Origin of the sequence: Peribacillus sp. NPDC046944 (assembly GCF_050272735.1) — a bacterium.
Lineage (GTDB): Bacteria > Bacillota > Bacilli > Bacillales > DSM-1321 > Peribacillus.
The window spans coordinates 278,765-303,398 of record NZ_JBNNML010000006.1 but is presented as its reverse complement, the minus strand read 5'-3'; the positions used below and the strand labels follow the sequence as shown (position 1 = coordinate 303,398).

Annotated in this window: 20 protein-coding genes and 1 pseudogene; 16 read left to right on the top strand and 5 right to left on the bottom strand. The window is 41.1% G+C overall.

All coding sequences use genetic code 11. The features are described 5' to 3' along the window. Nucleotides 1–78 precede the first annotated feature (78 nt). The 5 genes and pseudogenes from ACQKIC_RS13715 (at nucleotide 79) to tagH (ending at nucleotide 8,027) form a co-directional block, all read left to right on the top strand. The gene (locus ACQKIC_RS13715) at nucleotides 79–3,408 is read left to right on the top strand and encodes a CDP-glycerol glycerophosphotransferase family protein (RefSeq protein WP_427591474.1); all 3,330 of its coding nucleotides are present in this window, start codon (nucleotides 79–81) and stop codon (nucleotides 3,406–3,408) included. A gap of 74 nt (nucleotides 3,409–3,482) precedes the next feature. Continuing rightward, nucleotides 3,483–5,021: a glycosyltransferase family 2 protein gene (locus ACQKIC_RS13710; protein ID WP_427591472.1), complete on the top strand. Its 1,539-nt coding sequence runs from the start codon at nucleotides 3,483–3,485 to the stop codon at nucleotides 5,019–5,021. A gap of 177 nt (nucleotides 5,022–5,198) precedes the next feature. Beyond that, nucleotides 5,199–6,401, top strand: a pseudogene (locus ACQKIC_RS13705) (CDP-glycerol glycerophosphotransferase family protein); the annotation flags it as partial. A 3-nt stretch (nucleotides 6,402–6,404) separates the two neighbouring features. Beyond that, complete coding sequence (locus ACQKIC_RS13700) at nucleotides 6,405–7,214, top strand: ABC transporter permease (protein WP_427591471.1); 810 nt, start codon at nucleotides 6,405–6,407, stop codon at nucleotides 7,212–7,214. Between the two features lie 15 nt (nucleotides 7,215–7,229). Next, nucleotides 7,230–8,027, top strand: a complete 798-nt coding sequence (tagH, locus tag ACQKIC_RS13695) for a teichoic acids export ABC transporter ATP-binding subunit TagH (protein WP_402870547.1) — start codon at nucleotides 7,230–7,232, stop codon at nucleotides 8,025–8,027. 13 nt (nucleotides 8,028–8,040) lie between these two features. Here tagH and ACQKIC_RS13690 read toward each other — a convergent pair whose 3' ends face one another. The 3 genes from ACQKIC_RS13690 to ACQKIC_RS13680 are packed head-to-tail and all read right to left on the bottom strand — an operon-like array spanning nucleotide 8,041 to nucleotide 12,230. Next, nucleotides 8,041–9,219, bottom strand: a complete 1,179-nt coding sequence (locus tag ACQKIC_RS13690; protein ID WP_427668659.1) for a glycosyltransferase family 4 protein — start codon at nucleotides 9,217–9,219, stop codon at nucleotides 8,041–8,043. 52 nt (nucleotides 9,220–9,271) lie between these two features. After that, the gene (murJ, locus tag ACQKIC_RS13685; RefSeq protein ID WP_427591469.1) at nucleotides 9,272–10,798 is read right to left on the bottom strand and encodes a murein biosynthesis integral membrane protein MurJ; all 1,527 of its coding nucleotides are present in this window, start codon (nucleotides 10,796–10,798) and stop codon (nucleotides 9,272–9,274) included. 4 nt (nucleotides 10,799–10,802) lie between these two features. Further along, on the bottom strand, nucleotides 10,803–12,230 hold the full coding sequence (locus ACQKIC_RS13680) for an O-antigen ligase family protein (protein WP_427591468.1): 1,428 nt from the start codon (nucleotides 12,228–12,230) through the stop codon (nucleotides 10,803–10,805). 111 nt (nucleotides 12,231–12,341) lie between these two features. Here ACQKIC_RS13680 and ACQKIC_RS13675 point away from each other — a divergent pair, with 111 nt between their 5' ends. The 3 genes from ACQKIC_RS13675 (at nucleotide 12,342) to ACQKIC_RS13665 (ending at nucleotide 15,336) form a co-directional block, all read left to right on the top strand. Further along, complete coding sequence (locus ACQKIC_RS13675; protein ID WP_427591467.1) at nucleotides 12,342–13,085, top strand: WecB/TagA/CpsF family glycosyltransferase; 744 nt, start codon at nucleotides 12,342–12,344, stop codon at nucleotides 13,083–13,085. 19 nt (nucleotides 13,086–13,104) lie between these two features. Beyond that, nucleotides 13,105–14,211, top strand: a complete 1,107-nt coding sequence (locus ACQKIC_RS13670; RefSeq protein ID WP_427591465.1) for a glycosyltransferase family 4 protein — start codon at nucleotides 13,105–13,107, stop codon at nucleotides 14,209–14,211. 72 nt (nucleotides 14,212–14,283) lie between these two features. Then, complete coding sequence (locus tag ACQKIC_RS13665) at nucleotides 14,284–15,336, top strand: glycosyltransferase family 4 protein (RefSeq protein WP_427591464.1); 1,053 nt, start codon at nucleotides 14,284–14,286, stop codon at nucleotides 15,334–15,336. A 152-nt stretch (nucleotides 15,337–15,488) separates the two neighbouring features. On the opposite strand, the gene ACQKIC_RS13660 is transcribed toward ACQKIC_RS13665, so the two are convergent. Together ACQKIC_RS13660 and ACQKIC_RS13655 are read right to left on the bottom strand one after the other, a co-directional pair. Beyond that, nucleotides 15,489–16,511 (bottom strand): LCP family protein, encoded by a 1,023-nt coding sequence (locus ACQKIC_RS13660; protein WP_402954662.1) that lies wholly within the window; start codon nucleotides 16,509–16,511, stop codon nucleotides 15,489–15,491. 161 nt (nucleotides 16,512–16,672) lie between these two features. Then, entirely contained in the window at nucleotides 16,673–17,308 is a 636-nt protein-coding gene (locus tag ACQKIC_RS13655; protein ID WP_402954659.1) for a YigZ family protein, read from the bottom strand. 634 nt (nucleotides 17,309–17,942) lie between these two features. Between ACQKIC_RS13655 and ACQKIC_RS13650 the strand changes: the two genes are divergently transcribed. The 8 genes from ACQKIC_RS13650 to ACQKIC_RS13615 all read left to right on the top strand — a co-directional run bounded on the left by ACQKIC_RS13650 (nucleotide 17,943) and on the right by ACQKIC_RS13615 (nucleotide 24,615). Beyond that, complete coding sequence (locus ACQKIC_RS13650; RefSeq protein WP_402954656.1) at nucleotides 17,943–19,094, top strand: sensor histidine kinase; 1,152 nt, start codon at nucleotides 17,943–17,945, stop codon at nucleotides 19,092–19,094. A 48-nt stretch (nucleotides 19,095–19,142) separates the two neighbouring features. Further along, nucleotides 19,143–19,826, top strand: coding sequence for a response regulator (locus ACQKIC_RS13645; protein WP_402870571.1), 684 nt, complete (start codon nucleotides 19,143–19,145; stop codon nucleotides 19,824–19,826). A gap of 180 nt (nucleotides 19,827–20,006) precedes the next feature. Further along, nucleotides 20,007–20,849 (top strand): DegV family protein, encoded by an 843-nt coding sequence (locus ACQKIC_RS13640; protein ID WP_427591461.1) that lies wholly within the window; start codon nucleotides 20,007–20,009, stop codon nucleotides 20,847–20,849. Between the two features lie 117 nt (nucleotides 20,850–20,966). Further along, on the top strand, nucleotides 20,967–22,355 hold the full coding sequence (locus tag ACQKIC_RS13635; protein ID WP_427591460.1) for a DEAD/DEAH box helicase: 1,389 nt from the start codon (nucleotides 20,967–20,969) through the stop codon (nucleotides 22,353–22,355). Further along, a complete protein-coding gene (locus tag ACQKIC_RS13630) occupies nucleotides 22,348–23,040 on the top strand; it encodes a ComF family protein (protein ID WP_427591459.1) in 693 nt (230 codons plus the stop codon). The genes ACQKIC_RS13635 and ACQKIC_RS13630 overlap by 8 nt, the downstream gene beginning before the upstream one ends. An 88-nt stretch (nucleotides 23,041–23,128) precedes the next feature. Then, a complete protein-coding gene (locus ACQKIC_RS13625; protein ID WP_427591458.1) occupies nucleotides 23,129–23,539 on the top strand; it encodes a TIGR03826 family flagellar region protein in 411 nt (136 codons plus the stop codon). A 247-nt stretch (nucleotides 23,540–23,786) separates the two neighbouring features. Then, entirely contained in the window at nucleotides 23,787–24,050 is a 264-nt protein-coding gene (gene flgM, locus ACQKIC_RS13620; RefSeq protein WP_427591456.1) for a flagellar biosynthesis anti-sigma factor FlgM, read from the top strand. Nucleotides 24,051–24,126: 76 nt separating this feature from the next. Continuing rightward, nucleotides 24,127–24,615 carry a flagellar protein FlgN gene (locus ACQKIC_RS13615; protein WP_427591455.1) on the top strand — a complete coding sequence of 163 codons (489 nt, stop codon included), beginning with the start codon at nucleotides 24,127–24,129 and terminating at the stop codon, nucleotides 24,613–24,615. Nucleotides 24,616–24,634 lie beyond the last annotated feature (19 nt).

Here is a 24,634-nt window from a genome sequence, read left to right as displayed (position 1 = left end):
ATATGAAAAAAGTTTATGATTTTAAAGTATATATTTTAAAATAGTTCTTTTTAAATAATAAATTATAGGTGGTTCGCCATGATAAACAAGCTTTTTAGAATAGGGAAAGCAAGAAAATCTCCTAAAATTAAATTAAAACAAAGTCTGACCATTACCCAAGATAAAGATTTTGTATTGATCAAAGGGAAGTTCTCTAAAGAATATTATTGTGCAAAAGAACTTTGGCTTTTTTCTAGAGAAGATGAAGAAAAAAAAGTAAAAATAGCTGAAACTGTTATTTCATCTGACTTTAACTTTGAATTGAACCTGAAACATTTAATCCAAAGTTTACAAGAGGATGAACCAGTTGTTTATGACTGTTATATAAAGGTCACCGTTCCTGTTGAACTGATTGGAGAAAAGACATTATTCAAAGTGCAGCATGGGGCCGAATGTGTAGAAGTTGATGGGCATTTAAATATTGAATATCTTATTCGACTTGGCCGTTTCCAGGAGACGAACATTGGTCAATTAGATTTTTATAACGATAAAGATAGACAATGTATATTCTCTATAACTAAAAAAGGGAATTTGTCTCTTTATATGGATGTCACACCTAATACTTCGATAAAATCTCAAATTGAAAAAATAATCAATAAACCAAAAATGATGCTTATCGATGGTCAAATCTTCACTAGACATTCAAAAATTTTATCTGGAGAAGGTGTAATCAAAGGACGACAAAGCGATCAAGAGTATAAGGCAGATATTTCTTTTATATATAACCAAGAAATGAATATAAAGAAGTTTGGTCTGAATCGCTATATATATAATATTAAATTAGATCTGGAACAAATAGTAAGTGAATCCTTAGAAGATGATGTATATGATATTTATATGAGGCTGCAGTTACATGATCAGGAAGAACCGAAGCTGGTCCGTATTGGGAGACCAACGACTCGAGCTAAATTATTTACTAAACAGACCAACGTTAGTAGAAATCGTACCGTTGCGATTATCAATCCGTACTATACGTTTAAAGCTTCCAATCTGTCTTTAGAAGTGTTTAACTTCCCGAAAGATACGTATGAATATCTAAGAAGGAAAATGGGATGGAGAAGATTCCTGAATGTATTTAAACAGAAGAAAGATGTCTGGCTGATTGGTGAAAGAATTTATAAAGCACAGGATACAGGATATCATTTCTTTAAATATATGAGAGAGAATCATCCGGATAAAGAAGTTTATTATGTGATTGAAGAAGGCTCTGTTGAAGCTAAGAACGTAGAGCCACTTGGAAATGTACTCTACTTCAAATCCAAGGAACATATTAAAAAGACATTGGAATCGACACGTGTTATTTCTTCACATCATCCAGATTATTTATACCCTCTAAGAACGTCTACCTTTAAAAAGCGGGTTAAGTCGATTAAAGTCTTTCTTCAACATGGTGTAATGGGCACAAAAAATATGGTGGCTAATTACGGGAAGAACTCAACATCTGGTTTCAAAACGGATATTTTTCTAGTGAGTTCAGATTTTGAAAAGAATATGATTGTTACAGATTTTGGCTACAATGAAAAAGAAGTGTTTGCTACGGGTTTATCTAGGTTTGATTCCCTTTTTAATAATGATGTTTCAGTAAAACGACAACTGTTGATTATTCCAACTTGGAGAGATTGGATTACATCCGATGAAATCTTTTTGGAAAGCGAGTATTTTGAGCGTTATCAGGAATTAGTAAATCATCCGTTTTTACATGCTCTTTCTAAGAATTTTGGCTTTGAAATCATATTTTGCTTGCACCCCAATATGCAGAAATTCACTTCTTATTTTAAAGATGCCCCAGTAAGGGTGATTAGTCAGGGAGAAGTGGACGTTCAAAGGTTAATTAAGGAAAGCTCGATTATGATAACGGATTATTCTAGTGTGGCCTTCGACTTTAGCTTCCTGCATAAGCCAGTGATTTACTATCAATTTGATAGAGATCGTTTCATAGGGAGAAGACCATCGCATTTGGATTTAGATAACGATCTTCCGGGTGAAATCAGTAATGAATTGGATGAACTGCTTGCTATACTTGATAAGTATGCCAAAAATGATTTTACAATGGAGAATAAGTACATTGACAGAGCCAATCGCTTTATTAAATATCGTGATGTTCATGCTAGTGAGAGAATCTTTGAAGTCATTCAAAATGTAGGCAAAGATGAAAAGACGGCAGTGAAAATTTACAATCATCCGGTTATCAAGCTCTTAATGAATCGTTTTAGAAAGAGTAAATATTACTTCCCTGTTATGAAGAAAGTATATAAAATCATGTCTAAAGCCATTCCAGTTGATCAAAATCTTATTCTTTTTGAAAGTGGAATCGGGAAGCAATATTCCGATAGTCCTAAGTACATTTTTGAAGAACTAGTGAAAAGGGATAATAACTATAAAAAGGTTTGGGTTTACAACAGTAATTTACCTGTGAAGGATAAGAATACTATACGGATAAAACGTTTAAGTCCGGAATATTATTATTACTTAGCGAAAGCAGGCTATTGGGTAAATAATCAAAACTTCCCTACGTATTTAAGTAAAAGGAAAGAAACTACTTATATACAGACATGGCACGGTACACCTTTGAAAAAAATGCAATTCGACATTGAAAATATTCAAGGTAGAGATGATGGATATTTAAATCGAGTGCACAGTGCAACAAAGACATGGGATTACTTAGTGTCACCAAGCTCGTATGCCTCTAATGCCTTCAGGAGTGCATTCCGTTATGAAGGAGAAGTATTAGAAACTGGCTACCCGAGGAATGATCTGTTTTATAGAGAAGACGTTTCAACGATTGCTAATGTTGTAACAGATAGATTGAAGTTACCGAAAGGGAAAAAGGTTATCCTGTATGCTCCTACTTTCCGGGATAATCAAACCTCAAAAAATAATAAATTTACTTTTGATTTAAATTTAGATTTAGAGAAAATGAAAGAAGCACTTGGAGATGAATATGTTCTATTACTAAGAATGCACGTAGTGATTAGTAATAAGCTCAAAATTCCAGAAGGGTATGAAGATTTTGTTATAAATGTGTCCAAGTATTCAGATATACAGGAACTTTACCTAATTAGTGATATATTGATAACTGACTATTCATCAGTCATGTTTGACTTTGCTAATACGGCTCGTCCAATTTTGTATTACACCTATGATCTGGAAGATTACAGAGATAATATCCGTGGATTCTATATCGACTTTGAAGGTGAAGCACCAGGGCCATTCCTTAAAACGACTGAGGATATTATTGAATCCATTACCAATATTGATGAAATCAATAGGCAATATGAAACAAGATATAGTTTATTTAGAGAAAAGTATTGTGGAATAGAAGATGGACAGGCAGCGAAAAGAATCGTTGATAAATTCTTTGATAATTGATTCCTTAAAAGGGTATATAGTACAATAGCTGTTTTATTGAAATATGTACTTTAGACTTAAAAGGAGTGTATCGAATGAATTTTTTGGTGCGTCAAAAAGCGAGGGAACTTCTAAAGAGCGGTAATTTTCTTATAAAAAATAATCCTTCAAGCTTAAGAAATAAATTTTTAGGAAAAGTTAGAAAAGTTACTGTAGTTACTGCTGCTTATAATGCCGAAAAATTCATAAGAAAAACGATTGATTCAGTAGTAAATCAATCCATAGGTATAGATCAGATCGAATATATCATTATTGATGATTGTTCGACAGATGGGACTAATAAAATCATTCAAGAGTATACAGCTAAGTATAAAAATATCTGTTCAGTTACCCTACAAGAAAATAATGGGTCACCTGGGACCCCCAGAAACATTGGAATAGAATTGGGGACATCCAAATATATAACTTTTTTAGACGCGGATGACTGGCTTGCTCATGATGGATTGGAAACCCTCTATAACATCCTCGAAGAAACAGGCGATGATTATGTAGTGGGGAAAACGGTAAAAGTCGAATCTAAGTCAGAGAGTGTTATAGGTGAGTTTGCTTCCATTAAAGAAAGAAGAAGTATTACCCCAATGGATGTTCCACACTTTTTTTATCATATGGGTCCAACGGCTAGAATGATGAAACTGCCTATGGTTAAAGAAAATGAAATTGGTTTTCCTAATTTGAAATTTGGTGAAGATAAATGGTTTTTTACGGATGTTTTCTTTAAAGTGAGAGCAGTATCAACTACTAAAAAACCTATTTATTATGTCAATAGAACTTCTGAGAACCCATCGTCCTTAACACGTGCTACGAATGTGTTAGATAAAAGAAAAGCGGATCTAGAGGTAATAAGATATATTCAATCCAAGGATATTGCCAATGAATTGAAAAAGGCGGCTCTTAACCGGATTTATGAGTACGATATTGTGAAAACGTTCGATAGTCAAACTTTTGTGAAATCTAAGCATAAAAATGATTTTATAGAAATATTAAGGGAAGCTGTCGAAACAACGAAAACTCTGTCATATGACTTTAAGAATGAATTTAAAGAACCTATTTATAAATGTGCCATTGATTTATTTATGGAGGATCGTATTGATGATTTCGTAAAGTTATTTGAATGGTTAAAACGAGATCCCAATAAAAAATATCATATTATAGATGGTTTACCTTATTATGAACTTCCATTTCTGAAAGATGATTATCGCTACGTAAGGATACCGATGCTAGCTCGTGCAATAGATTCCTTTGTTATGGATAATGTCTATCATCAGAGTTTTGAGATCTATGGTGATGATCTAGATAACATAGACTCTGTATTGATACGTGATAGAAAAAGAATTGACAATGAAATCAATTGTGAAGTCCAAATAGAAGATAATAGAGGTCATTTCACTGTTTCTTTAGATAAAATTGATCGAATGGAAAAGTCATTATTTGCAGTATTCATTCGCTATAATGATTATCAATTGGTGAATATTAAAAGGATCCTGAAAAATAAGATGATCTATAATAATAAAAATGTGGAGTTTTATACAACAGTGGCAAATAATTTAGGACTAGCAATAAAGTCTTTGGAGTAGCTGTTACGTGTACACGGAAATAAGCTCTCCCTGATATGGGCGAGCTTATTTTTAGTTTTGAATATTTTAAAGAAGTAGGTTCTATTCTCTGGGTTAAAGCATTCAATCACCACCACTACTACTACTCAATAAACAGGGAGAAAAGATATGTCAATTGAAAAACCGAAAACGCCGAATAAACCTTCCTTGCTATCCATATTGAAAAAAAGTTTGAAAGCCATCTTTTTCAGAGCATATAAAATGGCATTCAGCATGGCAGGGAAAGTGTTGCCCGTCAATCAAAAGCTTGTTGTTTTTGAAAGCTTTTTAGGAAAACAATACAGTTGTAATCCACGTGCGATATATGAATACTTGCAGAGTAACCATCCTGAATATAAAATGTATTGGAGTGTCGACAAAAGGTATACGGCGCTGTTTGAAGAGGCGGGCATTCCACACCTCAAACGATTTTCGGTAGGGTGGTTGCTTAAGATGACGCGTGCCCATTATTGGGTGACGAATAGCAGGATGCCGCTATGGATTCCCAAGCCAAAGCACACCGTATATTTGCAAACCTGGCATGGTACACCATTGAAGAAACTTGCGTCAGATATGAAGGAAGTCCATATGCCTGGGACGACGACGGAGAGCTATAAAGAGAATTTCCATGCTGAATCAAGCAAATGGGATTATCTGATTTCTCCGAATGCCTATTCCAGCGAGATTTTTGCGCGCGCTTTTAATGTCGACCCCTCTAAAATTCTGGAAACCGGTTATCCACGCAATGATTTACTGTATAATGGGAATAATCGTGTTACAATCGACTCATTGAAACAGAAGATAGGGGTACCGGTGGAGAAAAAGGTCATTTTATATGCCCCCACTTGGAGAGACGATGAGTTTTATAGCAAAGGAAAATATAAGTTTGAAATAAAGCTGAATTTGTATCAAATGAGACAGGAATTAGGGGATGAGTATGTCATTTTACTTCGTCTTCATTATTTGATTTCCGAGAACTTGGATTTATCGGCTTATCAAGGCTTTGCCTACGATGCATCGAGTTATGAGGACATCAGCCATTTGTATCTCATTTCAGATTTATTAATAACGGATTATTCATCGGTTTTCTTTGATTACGCAAATTTACAGCGACCGATGTTGTTCTATGTATATGATATTGAAAAATACAGGGACAAGCTTCGCGGGTTTTATTTCGATTTTGAAGGGACCGCACCAGGTCCGTTAGTAAGGTCATCGGATGCTGTCATTGAAAGCATCAAGGCGATGGAATTGGAGAAGCCCGTAGAGTTGGATCAGTTCCATGAGAAGTTTTGTGCACTCGAGGATGGTCAGGCTTCACGCCGTATCGTAGAAAAAGTGTTTTTAGGAAGGTCTGTGTAATATATGAGTTCAGCTTTGACCGTTTTAAAAGAACAAATCAATAATTTTTATTTGGTTAGACGCTTGTCAGCCTATGAAATGAAAAGCGCCAACAGCAATAACTACCTGGGGATCCTCTGGGAAATCATCAATCCGATGATTCAGATTGCGATTTATTGGTTCGTGTTCGGTTTCGGGATCTTCAATCGTAAAGATGTAGATGGCCATCCATTCTTACCATGGCTGATGGCGGGGATTGTCGTCTGGTTCTTCGTGAACCCAGCCACGACCCAGGCGTCCAAATCGATCTATTCGAGATTGAATATGGTGTCCAAGATGAACTTTCCCATGAGTGTCATTCCTTCTTATGTCATTTTTGCGAAGTTGTATCAGCACTTTATGTTACTAGCAGTCATCATCATCCTTTTAGTTTTCACGGGATATGTCCCGACGTTTTACATCGTTCAACTGCCATATTACATCGTTGCAACGGTAGCGTTGCTGTTTTCGTTCGGATTGATCACGTCGACGTTATCGACTGTCATCCGTGACGTCCACAATATGATCCAGTCATTGATGAAAATCTTGTTTTATTTAACACCCATCCTTTGGATACTAAATGCGACCCAGCATCCGACGATCGTCAGTATTATGAAGCTGAATCCCCTATACTATATAGTGGAAGGGTATCGCGCTTCGTTGTTGGGGGAATCATGGTACTTCATCGGTCATTGGGAATACACACTTTATTTCTGGGCAGTCGTACTCGTCTTCTTTTTGATAGGTTCCTCGCTGCATGTTAGATTTAGAGATCGCTTTGTTGACTTTAAGTAAACTGGAAGTGAGATATTGGAAAAATCGGTAATTGTCAAAAACGTAACGAAGAAATATAAATTATATAATAAAAACTCGGAAAAGCTTCTCGACCTCCTTTTGCCCAAAAGCTATGGGGAAGAGTATTATGCGCTGAGAAACGTTAGCTTTGAAGCGGAAAAAGGTGACGTCATCGGATTTGTCGGGGTCAATGGCTCAGGGAAATCCACATTATCGAATATCATTGCCGGAATCGTACCGGCAACGGATGGAAACGTCGTGACCAATGGTAAGACGGCATTGATCGCCGTTTCATCCGGTCTTAACAATCAATTGACCGGGAGAGAAAACATCGAATTGAAAATGCTGATGCTCGGATTCGATAAAAAGCAAATCCGTGAGCTGGAGCCTGAAATCATCGAGTTTTCGGAACTGGGCAAGTTTATCAATCAACCGGTAAAATCCTACTCAAGCGGGATGAAGTCACGACTTGGATTCTCCATTTCGGTCCATATCGACCCGGATATCCTGATCATTGACGAGGCTTTATCGGTCGGCGATAAAAACTTCGCTGAAAAGTGCTTGGAAAAGATGAATGAATTCAAGGAAAAAGGCAAAACGATGTTCTTCGTCAGCCATTCAATCGGTCAGATGAAGAAGTTCTGTTCGAAGGCATTGTGGCTCGAATATGGGGAAGTTAAAGCATATGGCACGATGAAAGAAGTCATGCCACAATATGAAACGTTCTTGAAGGAATATAAAGCGATGTCCAAAAAGGAACAAAAAAAATATCGCGAAGAGCAAATGGAAAAACGCAGTAAAGCAACAGTATAAAAAACAGGCAGACTCAAAACTTGGGTCTGCCTGTTTTTGTGTCGAGTACTTCTTGATAGACGTCCATAAAATGCTTGGCGGCTGTTAGATGAGAGTATTCATTCTCGATTTTTTCTCTGGCTTTTATGGCGAGCCTCTCGCCTTGGGAGGAATCGTTAAGCAGCATTGTAATGGCTTGAGCGAGTTCCACGGGATTCTTTTCTTCCACTAGCAGTCCGTCTTCCCCATCTGTAATGATTTCTTTAAGTCCGCCGATCCTGCTGGCAATGACGGGTGACCCGGAGCCCATTGCTTCTAAGGCTGAAATGGAGGTGGCTTCTTCCACTCCGTGTGAATGGACACTCGGGATAAGGACGATATCAGAAGTGCCATACACGTTATTCATGTTGTCATAGGGAACAGAACCGAGGAAGAGCACGGACTCTTGCAGACAAAGCTTTGTTGCCGTTTCTTCAAGCTTGCTTTGTTGCTCCCCTGTCCCGGCATAGACTAACACCGTATCAGGATTCTTTTTCAGCACTTCTGGAAGAGCAAGAAGGGGGTAGATGACACCGTTTTTTTCCGTCATCCGCCTTGGGACGAGAAGCATCCTTTTATGTGAAGGAATTAGGAATCGTTTTTGCGTTTCTTCCCGGTTGGTGGTTTTGGGTTTGAAAGCAGTGACATCAATGAAGTTTTTGATCGTGGAGGCCTCGACATGTGCAGCATGGTCGATGTATTCCTTGATGCGCCGGTCGACCGTCACGACTTTTGCCGCTGAACGATAAGCTTTTCTTTCATACTCTTGAAGCAGTAAGTCCTCCTCGCTGTTCTCGAAAATGGCGCCCCTGCTAATTGCCTCAAATGAATAATATCCATGCACCGTTTGGATCGTCGGGATTCCGGCTTCAATGGAAGCAAGGGTCGCAAAGATATCCTGGGCATGGATGATGTCGTACCTTTTCGTAGATTTTTTAATGGTTGCAGTCAATAATTTCATCCGTTGCCGGTCGTTAAACAGCTGTCCGCTTCCTTTTTTCATTGAATTCAATAGAAAGCCAGGGGCTTTTGCAAGAAGCGTTTTCCTGAATGGCGGCAAGTGCGAGAAGGATAAAACATCCACCGTATGTCCCATCGATTCTAAGCCGCTTTTCAACGTCGTGATGTGACTGGACAAGCCTCCCTCATGGGGATAGGAAAATATCGTTGTCATCAAAATGTTCATACGATGATCCTTTCTTTTGAATGGTGAGTATCCAAATTCTTTAATTTCTTGAACGGATGTTTCTTAAAATCTGCAGGCTGCTGCTTTTAAAAAGGAAGGATAGAAGGAGATAACCTCCGAATACGAGAGCGGTGATCATACTCAATTCAAGGGAAATCGGAAACTCTATACTATATGGATGAAGCCATGAAGCGATTCCATAGAGGATGCTACCCATGACCAAAAGCTTGCCCATCTCATGAAGAATGTCAGTGAATAAGGATGCATCCGCTTTTGTCGTGTTCACGTGTAGCAAGCTGAACAGGAAGATACATTGGAGGAGCATCGAAAGGCCTGTTGCAAGGGCGATTCCTCCGACACCGAGAAAACGCGATAGCACCCAGCTGAGCAGGATATTCAGTAAAACGGCACTCAAGCAGGAATACATCGCCATTTTCGTTTTTTTCAAGGCGTAAAAGGCATTCATCAAATAATCCCTCGCTGCAAAAAAGGGAAGGGCTGCCGCATAAAAGAAGAAAGCGGCATAGGTGGTGTCTGTTGCGGACGCATCAAAGGCACCACGTTGAAAGGCAAGTGCGATCAAGCTTTTCCCACTGACCAACATGACGATCATAAAGGGGACTGATAAAAAGGCAAGTGCCTTCAGCCCTTTTAAGGTAAGAGTGAGAAAAGCACGATAACTTTCAAGGGCACGACCGACGATGGAAGGATACAGTACGGTAATGATGGGTGTAAGGACAATGCTCAGTGGCAGCCAAAGCAGCCGGTTTGCATAGTTAAGGGCCGACACGCTTCCTGACTCAAGTGAGGTCGCGATGATCCGGTCGACGACACTATTCAGCTGGAGTGCCAATGCCGCGATGATGATCGGGTAAAACATCGACAATGCCTCAATGATTTCCCGTTTATGTGATTTGAAAGAAAACACCAAGTGAAAATGGTCCTTTTTTAATGCCGGGAATTGAATCAAGAATTGACTGGCGGCCCCGATTAAAAATCCCCAGGCCAATCCTTTCACACCAAAGGGTGCTGCAAATAAGACCGTGGCTACAATGATCACCATATTGTGGGCCGTTGACGTGAAGGCGGGAAGCAGGAAACGTTGATTGGCTTGCAGGATTCCTGTTGCCATGTAGGCAAGTGTGAAAAACAGTAAACTTGGCAGCATGATCCTAGTCAATACTTCCGTTAATTCGAGTGCAGAACCCGTGAACCCTGGGGCTACCATCCAGACGAGCGGCTTTGTGAAGAGAAGGCAGAGGAGGGTCAGGATGATGGCAACCATCACGAAAAAGGAGCCCAAAACACTGATGAATTCATCGGCTTTTCTTGGGTTTCTCTCTTTTTTCTCCAAATAGATAGGGATGACACCCGCTTGAAGGCCACTGCCGAGTGCGGTAAATAGCATGGTCGGAATAAGGCTTGCGACAAAGAAGATGTCGGCCGTCGATGATGCACCGAAGTACGCAGCGATGATGGATTCCCGCCCAAAGCCCAGGACTTTTCCAATGGCACCGATGATGGTGACGATTCCTACCGATTTAACAACATGTGAAAGTGCAGGCATAGGTTCAACCCTTTGAAAAGATGTCCTTTTGTAAACAAAAGCCTAAACAACTATAAAAGAAGAGCGTAAATGTCTTATCTTCAAGGATATTGTAAAAAAGTCCGGCTATAAGCGCTGCCAGCAATAGGCAGATGGTGAAAGTGGCCGCCGACCGGTTACTGCTGTGAAGTAGTGTGCGATAGGTTAAAAAAACAAATCCGAAAACGGCCGCCAAGCCGAGCAGGCCGGTCTGGACCAAAACCTGGATGTATTGATTATCTGTATACATGTTTTCGCCAATTCCGTATTCCTGATAAATCGGCGATGAAAAGGAAAGGGTGGCGGAATCTCCGAAAGTCGCAAGCCCTGTACCGATTATAGGATGGTCCCTGAAAATTTCCAATCCTTTGATCACCACATATAACCGGCCCCACTCTGTACTCTGGCTTAAGCTCTCATCAGAATAAATCTCTGAAAACCGCTTGGAGAGGGCCTGATCACCTTCGGGAGGTAGGCTCCCTATTATCATCGTGTCGACAGGAACGGAGGCGGACAGATCATCATTGCTTGATGTGAATGAAATGGGAAAGTAAATGAGAAGCAGGCCACAAAGGAATGAACCCAACCCATATAGAAAAAGCGGTTTGTTTTTTGTCAGGATGATGTACAGGAGAGAGGCCATCCCGAATGCAATCATCGTACCCCTGGAATAGGTGAATAATAAGGTCCCGAATATCAGGGCGGACGAAAGAAAAATCCAGACTCTATGTTTTTTGGCAGCTTGGAAGAGAAAGAAACTAAAAAAGAACTGAATCCCTAAAAATAAGGCAAATACATTGGGATTGGCTGCTGCTCCATAAATTCTCATGTTGTTTATCGGAGGGAGATCCCATGCGCCCCAACTGTCAGGAATGAGAATCGTGCGCGAGAAACCTTTCTCGATTAAACCGTGAATGCAAAGTGCGACCGCAAATAGGAGCATCCCCTTTAAAAAGAGTAAGATATCCTTTCTTTCTAGATGTAGTTCACCGATAATGTAGAGGAGCAAGAAGGTCACGAGCAATGCCCGTAGTTCAAATAAAATCGGAATGAGATCCACACCGGTCATGAATGCGGCGATCACACCGACTAAGCAGAACAACAAAAATGGAACTGTAAAATGATAGTTTGCGGTGGACCACTTTTTATTCTTCACTCTTTCAATTATCGTAGAAAGAAATAAGATGAGGATGATGAGGTCACCGGTATAGGTTAATCCGTTGTTTAGTTCCATGAATAAGGGTCGGGCAGGGAAGTACATGAATAGAATGAATAGCAGATGTTTTTTATGGATGAATGCGAAAACGACCAGCGTTGCGGTTGCGGCGTAGCCGACAATCGGATTAGGCATGGCTAATGGGAAGAGTAGGCACGCGATCAGAATGGGCAGTGAATATTTTTCAAGAAGCTTCAATGACGATAAACCACCTTTGCATGAAGGTTCCGTTATAAGATGTGTATGAGAAAAACATTGAATAATTCCTGACCCTCTAAATATATAGTACATATGAAAGGCTGAAAAAATATGAGCGAGAAGTTTGTGGAAATCTTAACGATTCCCTTTATAGATACGAATATGGATGAATTTGTAAATCAGATGCTTTATCCAAGAATGAGAAATCAAGAAAAAACGTTTGTCGTAACGGCAAATCCTGAAATTGTGGAGTATGCAAATGAACATCAGGATTATAAGGATATCATTACGAACGCGGATTACATTACCCCGGATGGCATAGGTATCATTATGGCGTCCAAATGGCTGGATCAACCACTACAGGAGCGAATTACAGGGTTCGACCTGATGAATGAACTTTTCTCCATTGCCAATGAACAAGCACTTAAGGTGTATTTATTGGGGGCGGAGGAATCCGTGATTGAAAAAGCGGTCGCCAAAGTCCAACAGCAGTATCCTGGACTAAACCTGGTCGGCCATCATCACGGTTATATTGATATTGAGGATGAAACTTTGGCGAAATCGATAGCGGATCTTGAACCGGACATCGTTTTGACGGCCTTAGGCTTTCCACGGCAGGAAAAGTGGACATCGCTCCACTATCCCTTGTTTAAGAAAGGGCTTTTCATGGGAGTCGGCGGAAGCTTCGATGTTCTCGCAGGGAAGGTGAACCGGGCTCCTGTTGTGTGGCAAAAAATGCGTCTTGAATGGATGTACCGGCTGATTCAGGAGCCTTCCCGATGGAAGCGGATGCTGGTGTTGCCACAATTCGTATGGAAGGTCAGGCGGATAAGGAGAAAGGTACAGCGTTCCTAAACAATAAGGAGTGGACTGGATGAAAATCTTGCACCTAAACGCTGGAAATGAAACCGGCGGTGGTATGTTTCATATTCTGTCCTTGCTGAATCAACTAAATAAAGAAGAGTGCCTGCTTGGCGTGTTTGAAGAAGGGGAATTGTATCGTCAGGCAGTGGCTTCTGGCATTCAAACCGAAATTTTCAGGCAACGATCCAAATTTGATTTGACCATATTGAAACCTTTACGGAACTTTATCCGTCTACATCATATAGACATCATTCATACCCATGGACCACGGGCTAATATTTACGGGGTGCTTTTAAAGCGGTTGGTAAAATGTCCGTGGGTCCTTACTGTACACAGCTCCCCTGCTTATGATTTTTTAGGGATGGGGCTAAAAGGGAAGCTCTATACAAGCTTGCATCTATTGTCATTAAAGCAAGCAGATCATCTATTGGCGATTTCCAATGAATTTAAAGATGAATTGACTGGTCAGGGAATATCACCCACCCGAATCACGAAAATTATGAATGGCATAAATTTTGAACAGAAGATAGATGAACCTTATCAAAGGGCGGAATTCGGTTTGGAAGCGGATGATTTCGTCATGATCATGACAGCCAGGCTTGAACCGGTGAAGGGGCATGAATTCGCCTTGGAAGCAGTAGCTGACATGGTTTCAGATTTTCCTCATATAAGGCTGTTGATTGTTGGAGATGGTAGAAGAAGGCGTGCATTAGAACAGGTGGTTTTGGATAAGGGATTATCTGACCATGTGTTCTTTTTAGGGTACCGTGATGATATGGAAAGGCTCTATCCTTTGGCAAATCTGACCTTGCTGACTTCGATAAGCGAGAGTTTTCCGCTTGTTTTATTGGAAGGGGCGAGGGCTGGATTGCCAGCCCTTACAAGTGATGTCGGAGGGGTGAAGGAACTCATACCCGATAGAGAACATGGATGGATTACCCAGGTGGGCAATGTCCAGGAAATCACGGAATGCATTCGTGAGGCCATCATCCTGAAAAAAGACGGAAAGTTGACAAAGATAGGAACTAATTTACAAAAATTTGCAAAAAACAACTTTCCTATAGAGATTTTAGCTGAAAACATATATAATATTTATTTGAGGATGAATAAAAATTAAGTAATGACATATATAGTTTGTTTTATAGATTATTAGGGTATTAGATTTTAAGTTGAATAGAGGTGGTTCTTGATGTTAATAGGGGCCTTATTTGTAGCATTCTTTTTATCTCTTCTTTTGACTCCATTTGTCGGGAAACTCGCCTTTAAACTTGGAGCAACCGATAAACCGAATGAGCGGAAAGTTCACGTAAAAATTATGCCACGCATGGGTGGTTTGGCGATATTCTTGAGTTTTTTAATTACTGTACTGGTTTTCACGGATGACTTTTTAGGGCAGTTGCCACTGTTGGTCGGCGCCCTTGTCATCATTTTGATTGGTATTGCGGATGATATATATGAATTAAGGGCTGCGCCTAAGTTTTTAGGCCAGATTTTAGCTGCTCTCATCATCGTGTTATGGGGCGGCCTTGAAGTGGAATTTATCAATCTTCCATTTTTCACGGATAAGCTTGAGTTTGGGATCTTCAGTATTCCCATCACGATTTTATGGATTGTCGGCATCATCAATGCCATCAATTTGATTGATGGCCTAGACGGACTTGCAGGTGGGGTCTCGACGATCGCTTTGGTGACCATCGCGACGATGGCCCTTATCAAAGGAGATTTATTTGTTGCGACGATTGCCTTGATTGTCATTGGTAGCACCCTCGGGTTCTTGAAATACAATTTTCACCCGGCAAAGATTTTTATGGGGGATACAGGTGCCCTGTTCCTGGGGTACATCATTGCGGTACTTTCCTTGCTTGGATTCAAAAACGTCACAATGATTTCCTTGATTGTCCCGATCATCATCTTGGGGGTTCCCATTTCGGATACATTCTTTGCAATCATTCGCCGGCTTGTCAATAAGCAACCGATTTCGGCCGCTGACAAATCGCATTTACATCATTGCTTATTGAACTTAGGTTTCACTCATAAGCAGACGGTTATACTCATTTATGCATTAGCAGCATGCTTTGGACTCGCTGCGATCATCTTCTCCTTTGCGACATTATGGGGAGCGTTGATTCTTGTAGCCGGTATCCTCGTACTCATTGAGATATTGGTCGAGAAAATCGGGCTGGTCGGTTCCGATTACCAGCCACTGTTGAAAATGCTTAATGCACGTAATATGAAAAAATAAACAAAGGCTGTTCCTGATTATTCAGGACAGCCTTTTCTTTATTTTTACGCTTTTTATAAGCTTGTGATATATGGAAGTTTAAAGGGCAGATGGGGGAGGGTGCTCTAGCTCAGCCAAATGAAAAAGGGACTCGAGGTCGAGTCCCTTTTTCATTATTCAATCTGTGATTCTGCGGCATCTGCTTGACTGCTAGTCTTTGTCGGTCCCAGGTTCATGTGGGATTTTAAAAGCAGCTTAATGTTTTCAACGGAGGTTTCATTTAATTGATAATAGTACGTTCCGTTAATGTTCGAATCGGTACCCTCAAGCTTGACCGTTTCGAGGTTAAGGCCATTATCCGTCGTCACATATTTGATGAAGCCTCTAATTTGTGAAAATTGAAGGTTCGTTGTCATGTTGTCGCCTACAGCCTCCATTACATCGGTATACTTTGATATGGCGCCAACCGTAGTTGCTTTGGAGATGATGGCTTTCAAGACTTCCTGTTGACGTTCACCACGTTGGATATCACTGTCCTGCTTACGTGTCCGGGCAAAGGCCAATGCTTCTTCACCATCGACTGTCTGTAATCCTTCTTTTAAATGAATGGCGTTCTTTTTGTCATGAGAATCCATTTCATGCATTTCATAAGGCACATCGACTTCGATGCCATCTAAAGAATCGACAACATCAATGAAGGCGTTAAAGTTCATTCTGACATAATAATCAACCGGGATATCAAACAATTCTTCCACTGTGTCCATCGTAGCTTTTGGCCCACCTGCTGCATGTGCCGCATTGATTTTCGTGGTCACGCCTTTTTCTGGGACGTACACATATGAATCACGTGGGATGCTCAAAAGCTTAATAGATTTTTGATCTTTATTGAATGTAGCCAAAATCAGGGCATCCGATCGTGAATTTCCTTGGTAGTCCCGTTCATCACTATCGTCGATTCCAATAAATAGGATAGAAAAGTTGTCTTCGAGCGGGTCTATTGCTTCATCCCGCTTCGCTGAAGCTTCAACAGGGTCGTAGGAACCATCGAAAACGTTCTGTGCTTTCGCATATAAACTAGCGGCATACGTTGTGGCGCCTAATACGAGAACCAACAGGGGGACTAGAACTAGCCAAAGTCTTTTACGTCTTTTTCTCTTTGTTTTTTTAATTTTATAAACACGTCTAGTAGTAGACATCTTTTCTTCTCCTTTTAAATAGCAGATTTAACCCGCTATTCTTCGAATCCTTCAATATATATCGTCAAGTATTACAGTTAATTTTACATGGATATCATGAATTCGTAAAATAAATATTTCTTTTTCAAGTGAAAAATAGTAAAAAAAGGAAATGACACGTCCTACAGGAGTTCCTCTTCCAGATATAGAATCTCGCCTTCTGCTATACTTCCTTGGCCATTCGTCAGCTCAGTCATCCAATTTACATACGCCTGCTTCTGTCCTTCCTCCACATAAACAAGGAGAATGACTTGATCAAGATATTGGATATCTTTCATTTGATAAATAGAGGAGCGTAGTGCATTTTCCACTTTTCCGAGCCACGTATACTCGATGCTTGTGGACATCACACGCATTAGTTTCCGAACGACCACACCTGTTGTATTGATTCCTTCTGAAGTGGCTTTGCTATAAGCGCGGATGAGGCCGCCTGCACCGAGCTTGATGCCTCCGAAATAACGGGTAACCACAACGGCCGTATCTTTGAGGTCTTTCTTCTTAAGGACTTCAAGGATGGGTACACCTGCTGTTCCGCTTGGTTCGCCGTCATCAAGTGCTTTTTGGATTTGATTTTGTTCGCCAATCATATAAGCTGAACAATTATGAGTTGCATCTTTGTGTCTTTTCTTTACTTCCTGAATAAAGGCCTGTGCTGCTTCTTCTGTTTCGACTCGGGCGACATGGGAAATGAACCGGGATTTTTCAATGACGATTTCGTGTTCCCCTCGTCCTTTTACCGTTAAATAATGAGGGAGCATGACTTTTCCACCTTCGTTCTTTCTATATAATCGATTAATTATAAATCTTAGCTTGAATTGTGGCAACGAAGTTTGACGTAAATTAAACATGTGTAAAGAAACTTTAATATAAGAAAAATTTGTACGTGTTATAATTAATTTTATTGACTGTAAATCTTTCGTAGTTGTATTTTTATGCTTAAAAGAATATCTTTATGGCTAAATCAATGCGTTTTGGACTATATTCTCGACTCTTCCTGATAGAGTTCATGCATATAAGGAATTATGCCATTTTAGTAATTTTCTGTTTCGTATAATAATTAAGGTTGTAGAATATTCAATTTTGTTTGATTAGGATAAGTTGTATGGGATAATGAGATTTCTTATCTTTACAAGTGGGCCGTTCATCCTCAATTCTGTATCAGCCCAGTGAGCTCGAAGTATGCTAAATATGTATATTTTGTGTAAATCCATTATTGAAAGTAACGTATTTTTCTTCTTTTTTTGGTACAATATGTTCATGAAGGTTTCTTCTTAAATGTTACCTGCTGTAATATAAACATTCATGAATTAGGAAAAAGAATATTTTTCCGTATACATAGTCTAAATGACAACAACATGGTTAAAGTGTGTTGATTTAAGTGGAGGGATCTTGATGTCCATACACAAGGTTGATGCTAAAGCATTGGACAAGATCTTAGAAACAATGGTAAGCACGGTTAGTGAAAGCAGGAATGAAGTCTTTGATATTGAAGAGCAATGCCGCAAAGATTTCGAATCACTGACAAAAGAGCTTGAAGATGTGAAAGTAAGAGTTGCGATAATGATAAATGACAGCGATTCACTGGATTCTAAAGCAAGATTTGCTCGAAAGAGGCTTTCTGAAGTCAGTATGCACTTCAACCATTTTTCTGAGGAACAGGTGCGCGATGCGTATGAAAGGGCTCATAAGTTGCAAGTCGATTTACAAATGAACAGGCAGCTTGAAAAAGAGCTTCGTAATAGACGGGATGAACTTGAACTCAGAATAAAAGGATTGCAACACACGATTGATAAAGCCGCACATCTTGTCTCGCAAATCTCTGTTGTACAGAATTATTTAACCCAGGACTTGAAATTTGTAGGGGAAGCCCTTCAAGAAGCTAAGCGTAAGCAAGACTTCGGCTTGAAGATCATCGAAGCCCAGGAGCAGGAGCGGAAAAAGCTTTCACGGGAAATTCATGACGGTCCGGCACAAATGCTCGCCAACGTCATGATGCGTTCGGATTTAATTGAACGTGTCCAACGGGAGAGAGGTCCTGATGAAGCACTTGTGGAAATCCGCAGCTTAAAAGTCATGGTTCGTAATGCATTATATGAGGTGCGCAGAATCATTTATGATCTTCGTCCTATGGCGCTTGATGATTTAGGACTAGTTCCTACCCTCAGAAAATATCTACAAACAACCGAAGACTATAATATCAATAGCGGCGTGCGTCTGAATTTTGTCAATATGGGCCAAGTCATAAGGCTTCCCTCCGATATGGAAGTCGCTTTGTTCCGTCTGGTTCAAGAGGCCGTGCAGAATTCATTAAAACATGCTCAGCCAAAACATATTAGTGTCAAACTATCCATTTCCAAAGAGCTAGTGACCGTCGTCATTAAAGATGATGGAAAAGGGTTCGATGCGGCCATCCAAAAAGAGGGTTCTTTCGGCTTAGTAGGAATGAGGGAAAGAGTCGAGCTTCTCGAAGGAAGCATGACGATAGACTCGCAGCCGGGGGCAGGAACGTTGGTATTGATCCAAGTCCCTTATCAATTAAAATAAACATCCAAATGCAGAGGCATTTAAATAGAAATTAGGAGGAAGAAGCCGTTGAAGACAAGTATCATCATTATCGATGACCATCAGCTTTTCCGCGAAGGCGTTAAGCGTATTTTAGATTTTGAATCATCCTTTGACGTTGTCGCCGAGGGCGATGACGGAAGCGAGGCTATGGACCTCGTAGAAGAGCACAAGCCAGATGTTGTTATCATGGATATCAACATGCCGAATATGAACGGGGTAGAAGCAACGAAGATGCTTGTACAACGTTATCCTGATACAAAGGTCATCATTTTATCGATTCATGATGATGAAAACTATGTACAGCATGCATTGAAAACAGGAGCACAAGGCTATCTGTTAAAAGAAATGGACGCAGATGCATTGATCGATGCAGTTCGTGTTGTTGCTGAAGGCGGTTCATACCTTCACCCGAAAGTGACGCACAATCTGGTCAAGGAATATCGCCGTTTGGCCGCTGAAGAAGGGGCCGATCGCGATTCCCTATATGCTGTGGAAATCAGAAGACCTCTTCACTTGTTGACTCGACGCGAGTGTGAAGTCCTTCAACTTCTAGCTGACGGAAAAAGTAACCGTGCCATCGGTGAAACTCTTTATATCAGTGAGAAAACCGTCAAGAACCATGTAAGTAACATTCTTCAGAAAATGAATGTAAATGACCGTACGCAGGCTGTTGTCATGGCTATCAAAAACGGCTGGGTCGAAGTGAAATAAATGAATTCATGATCTTGTCCGGTTCTTCCGTTACGCATCGCGTAGGGAGGACCGGATTTTTTTGTTTGACTCATCATGATAATCATAGGAAGAGAAGCTATTTAATGCAAATAAAGGCTTTTTCCTATAGAATGTTGAATAAGTATAGAGAGTAAATATGGTTAAGGATGGTACTAAACTATGAAAACGGCAGTCGTAACAGACAGCACTGCATATATACCTAAGGAAATGCGTGAACGATTACATATACATATGATGCCACTAAATGTGATTTTCTCGAATGAGGCATACCGAGAAGAAGTGGATATTACCGCAGATGAATTTTATGAAGAAGTTAAAAAGCAAGAAAAGTTGCCGACCACTTCACAGCCTCCGATTGGTTTGTTTGTCGAGAAGTTTGAAGAACTGAAGCAGAATTACGATGATGTCATTTCGATTCATCTATCGAGTGGGATAAGCGGGACGTACCAAGGGGCCATTGCAGCCGGTGACATGGTTGAAGGGATTCGGGTCCATGCCTTTGACTCCGAAATCAGCTGCATGGTCCAAGGGCTTTATGTTCTTGAAGCAGCACAGATGGCCCTTGATGACAAATCTGCAGACGAAATCATGGCGAGGCTCCGGGAAATGAAGCAGTCCGTCCGGGCCTATTTCATGGCAGATGATTTATCCCATCTGCAACGTGGCGGACGACTTAGTAGTGCTCAAGCGTTGATCGGAAGTCTCCTTCAAGTGAAGCCTCTTCTTCACTTTGTCGACAAGGTCATCGTACCGTTTGAAAAAATCCGCACGAGAAAGAAAGCGATGAAACGGATTGCGGATTTACTTGGGGAAGACGCGGCAAGCGGGCTACCGTATAGAGCGGTCATCATCCATGCCAAGCGGGAAGCGGAAGCGACAGAATGGAAAACGGAACTTGAAGCGCGGTTCCCGAATGTGGAGTTCAGCCTTGGCTATTTCGGCCCTGTCATCGGGACGCATCTGGGTGAAGGCGCAATGGGAATGGGCTGGTATAAAATCTAAAGGATGAACGTCTTTCCAGAGGAGAGGCGTTTTTTTTTGTGATTAAAAAAGGATTCACTTATAGAATGCGAGAATTCTAATCAAGAGCCATCAGTTTACAAGAAAGAAGGTAGGAATGTGAATACTCTCCCCTTTTCAAAAGAACTTCAAAAACACCTCGCTGGACGGCTGCTGTTGGCAGCGGAAATCCCCTTCCCCAAAGAACTCCTTACTGAACATCTTACAAAAGGTCATGTTTCAGAAATAAATGGTGTAAGGAGTGAGAATGGGCGCTTCGCATGCATACGCTGTGGGAACAAGGATCCTTCCTTGTTTTATACGTTTCCATGTAACGTGTGCCATCAAGATTGTACGTACTGCCGGTCCTGCATCATGATGGGGCGGGTCAGCGAATGTAGCAAATTATACAGCTGGAGTGGTCCTCCACTCACTTTCCCTATTCCGGATCAGGTTATGGGCTGGGAGGGAACACTTTCGGCAGGCCAGCAAACGGCCTCGGACTGTGTCGTTCAAACCATCCAAAAGAACGGGGAGTTCCTCGTATGGGCTGTGTGCGGTGCCGGGAAGACGGAAGTCCTGTTTGCAGGAATCAAGGCAGGCTTGCTAGCTGGGAAGTGGATTTGCATCGCGACACCCCGTACCGATGTCGTCCTTGAACTAGCGCCCCGGTTAAAAAGGGCTTTCCCGGCAATCGAGGTATCCGCCCTCTATGGCGGTAGCGAAGATCGACATAAACCATCCCCCCTTACCGTTTCCACCACCCATCAGCTTTTTCGCTTTTTCGAAGCCTTCGATGTCATCATCATTGATGAAGTTGATGCATTTCCCTACTCCATGGATAAATCGCTGCATGATGCGGTCCAGAAATCCAAAAAACCTACTTCTACCACCATCTACTTAACGGCGACACCCTCCAAACCAATGCAACTAGCTTACCAAAACGGAAAACTGCAAGCGGTGACGATTCCAGCACGTTATCACCGGCAGCCCATACCTGTACCTGAAATGAAGTGGGCTGGCAATTGGCAAAAGCAATTTCTCCAAAAAAAGATTCCTTCTGTGATCAAGAAGTGGGTAAGCGACCGCCTACAGAAAAAGACGCCTCTATTATTATTTTTTCCGAGCATACAAGTGATGGAGCAGGTGCTTCCTCTGTTTCAAGAGCTGGACCCGAAAGTGGAAGCCGTTCATTCAAAGCATCCGGAGCGAAAGGAAAGGGTGCAGGCTCTGAGAAATGGTGAGGTGCCAGGGTTGTTGACGACGACCATCTTGGAGCGTGGCGTCACGATCGAACGTCTGGAGGTGGCGGTGATTGGTGCCGAACACGAGGTGTTTTCCGAGAGTGCCCTCGTCCAGATTGCCGGACGTGTGGGCAGAAGCTCTGCTTATCCGAGGGGCAAGGTCACATTTTTTCATTATGGAAAAAGCCGGGCGATGCTAGAGAGCATTCACCATATTGAAAGGATGAATCTGGAGGCCAAGAAATGGGGGTTGCTGGATGCGTAGATGTTTATTCTGTGATGAAGAGATGAAGGACGTCCTGACATGGAGAAGTTTATTGCTGAAGGTTGAAGCGAAAGTGATCTGCGAGGTATGTGAATCAAGGCTTGAGGTGATAAGTGGCGAGACCTGTTCGATTTGCTCTCGGGAGTTGGATGAGAAGTTTCGGGTGGGGGATCGATGTTTAGATTGTGTGAGATGGGAAAAAGATGAAAAGTGGAAAGGGCATTTAACGCAGAATATCTCGCTATTTCATTATAATGAACACCTGAAAGATATCATTGCGAAGTATAAGTACCGAGGAGATTACGCATTGGCTGAAGCCTTCGTCCCTTTTTTAAGAGAAAGAATGAAGGAACTGAAATTTGATATTGTGACGGTGATTCCGCTTAGCGAGGAGCGGTTGAGGGAGCGCGGGTTCAATCAGGCACAAGCCTTAACAGATCTATTGGGTCTTGAAACAATGGAGCTCCTTACACGCCTTCATACCGAAAAGCAATCGAAAAAGTCACGTGAAGAGCGGATATCATTGCCGCAGGTCTTTCGAGTTATCGAGCTGGACGCGATACAGAACAAATCGATTGTAATCGTGGATGACATTTACACGACGGGATCTACGCTAAGGCACGCAGCCAAAGCCTTGAAACTTGCTGGCGCGGGAGATATTTTCTCCATCACGCTAGGTAGGTAAAAGTGAGTATTTTTACAAACTTCCTAAAGTATCGCTTTTTCTATTCGATATATACAGTATAAGAGTATAGTCGAGGGGGACACCCGAAATGGATTTATTCAACTGTCCAAACTGTAATTCGTTATTTGTTAAAACGAAATTCCGCGATGTTTGCGATGCTTGCTATAAAGAAGAAGAAGCGCAATTTGATAAGGTGTATGATTACATCCGGAAGAAAAGCAATCGTACGGCCTCTATGGTACAGGTGGTGGATGCCACAGGTGTCGAGGAAGAACTAATCATTAAGTTTGTGAAAACGGGAAAGTTGAGAATCGCTCAATTTCCGAACTTGAGTATTCCTTGTGAAAAATGTGGAACGCTTATTCGTAACGGGAGATTATGTGAAACATGCAGCGATTCCATTCGTTCTGGTCTAGAGACGTACGAAAGTGAAGAAAAGCGCCGCCTAGAGATTCAAGAACGCGATCAAAAGAATACATACTTTATGAAAAATCGATAAAGTGTAAATCTTAGCTTCTCTGCTGAAATTTTGTTAGAATATTCTGTATTGAGAACGGAATTCGACAAAGGATGTCGAAGGAAAGATTCCTTGAAATCATCAAATAAATCTATTCCTTGTCGATAATACTAGTATGGATAATAAACACAGCCGTGAGTCTTACTCATCGTCTGTTAAAGGAATCACAAATATGTGGATGTTGATAAGAATAGATAAAAAAAATCGACCGAAGGAGAGGATCTGGAATATGAAAATCAATAACGTCGGTGTAACGGGTATGAACCCCTATAATAATAAAATCAATAAAATGGGGAATGTCAAAGATTCCAAGGTCAACCTCTCAGACAAAGTGGAAATATCTTCAGCCGCAAAAGAGATGCAGCAATTATCACCCATTCCAGCTGCTAGACAGGCGAAGGTGGATGAACTGAAAATCCAAGTGGAAAATGGAACATATAAAATGAATGCAGAGGCAACAGCCAAGGGATTAATCGATTTCTACCGAAAATAACCCTTAATCAAACGTTTGATTAAAATGGACGGAACCGCATTCCGTCCATCATCTATGAGCAGAGGAGGCAGCGAACATGTCTGCACGACAGATCATCGACTCGCTTGAAAAATTGGTTGCCCTTCATAACAGCTTCAACCAATTAGCGCAAAGAAAAACAAACATCTTGAAAGCCGGCGACACGGAGGCTATCTCCGCCCTGCTGATTGATGAACAAAAGCATATTAAAGCGATCAGCCAAACGGATCAAGAAAGAGAAGCCGCTGTGGAAAGGTTTCTTACGGCAAATGGCGCAGCGAATCAGGAGGCTTCCATTTCCACTGTAACGAAATTCACAGATCCGATAGAAACGGTTGCGCTTGAACACTTAAAAACGGAACTGATTGAAGAGGTAGCTCAGTTGAAAGAGCAAAACAGCTTAAATCAGCAGTTAATCTATCAATCTCTTCAATTCATAAATGTCTCCCTGAATATGCTACGGCCGCAAAACCAGAATATGAACTATGGCAAGACTGCCAAAAAGGATGCGAAAAGCGGCTTGGGCATGTTTGACTCGAAAGCGTAAGATAGAGAAAATAATGGAG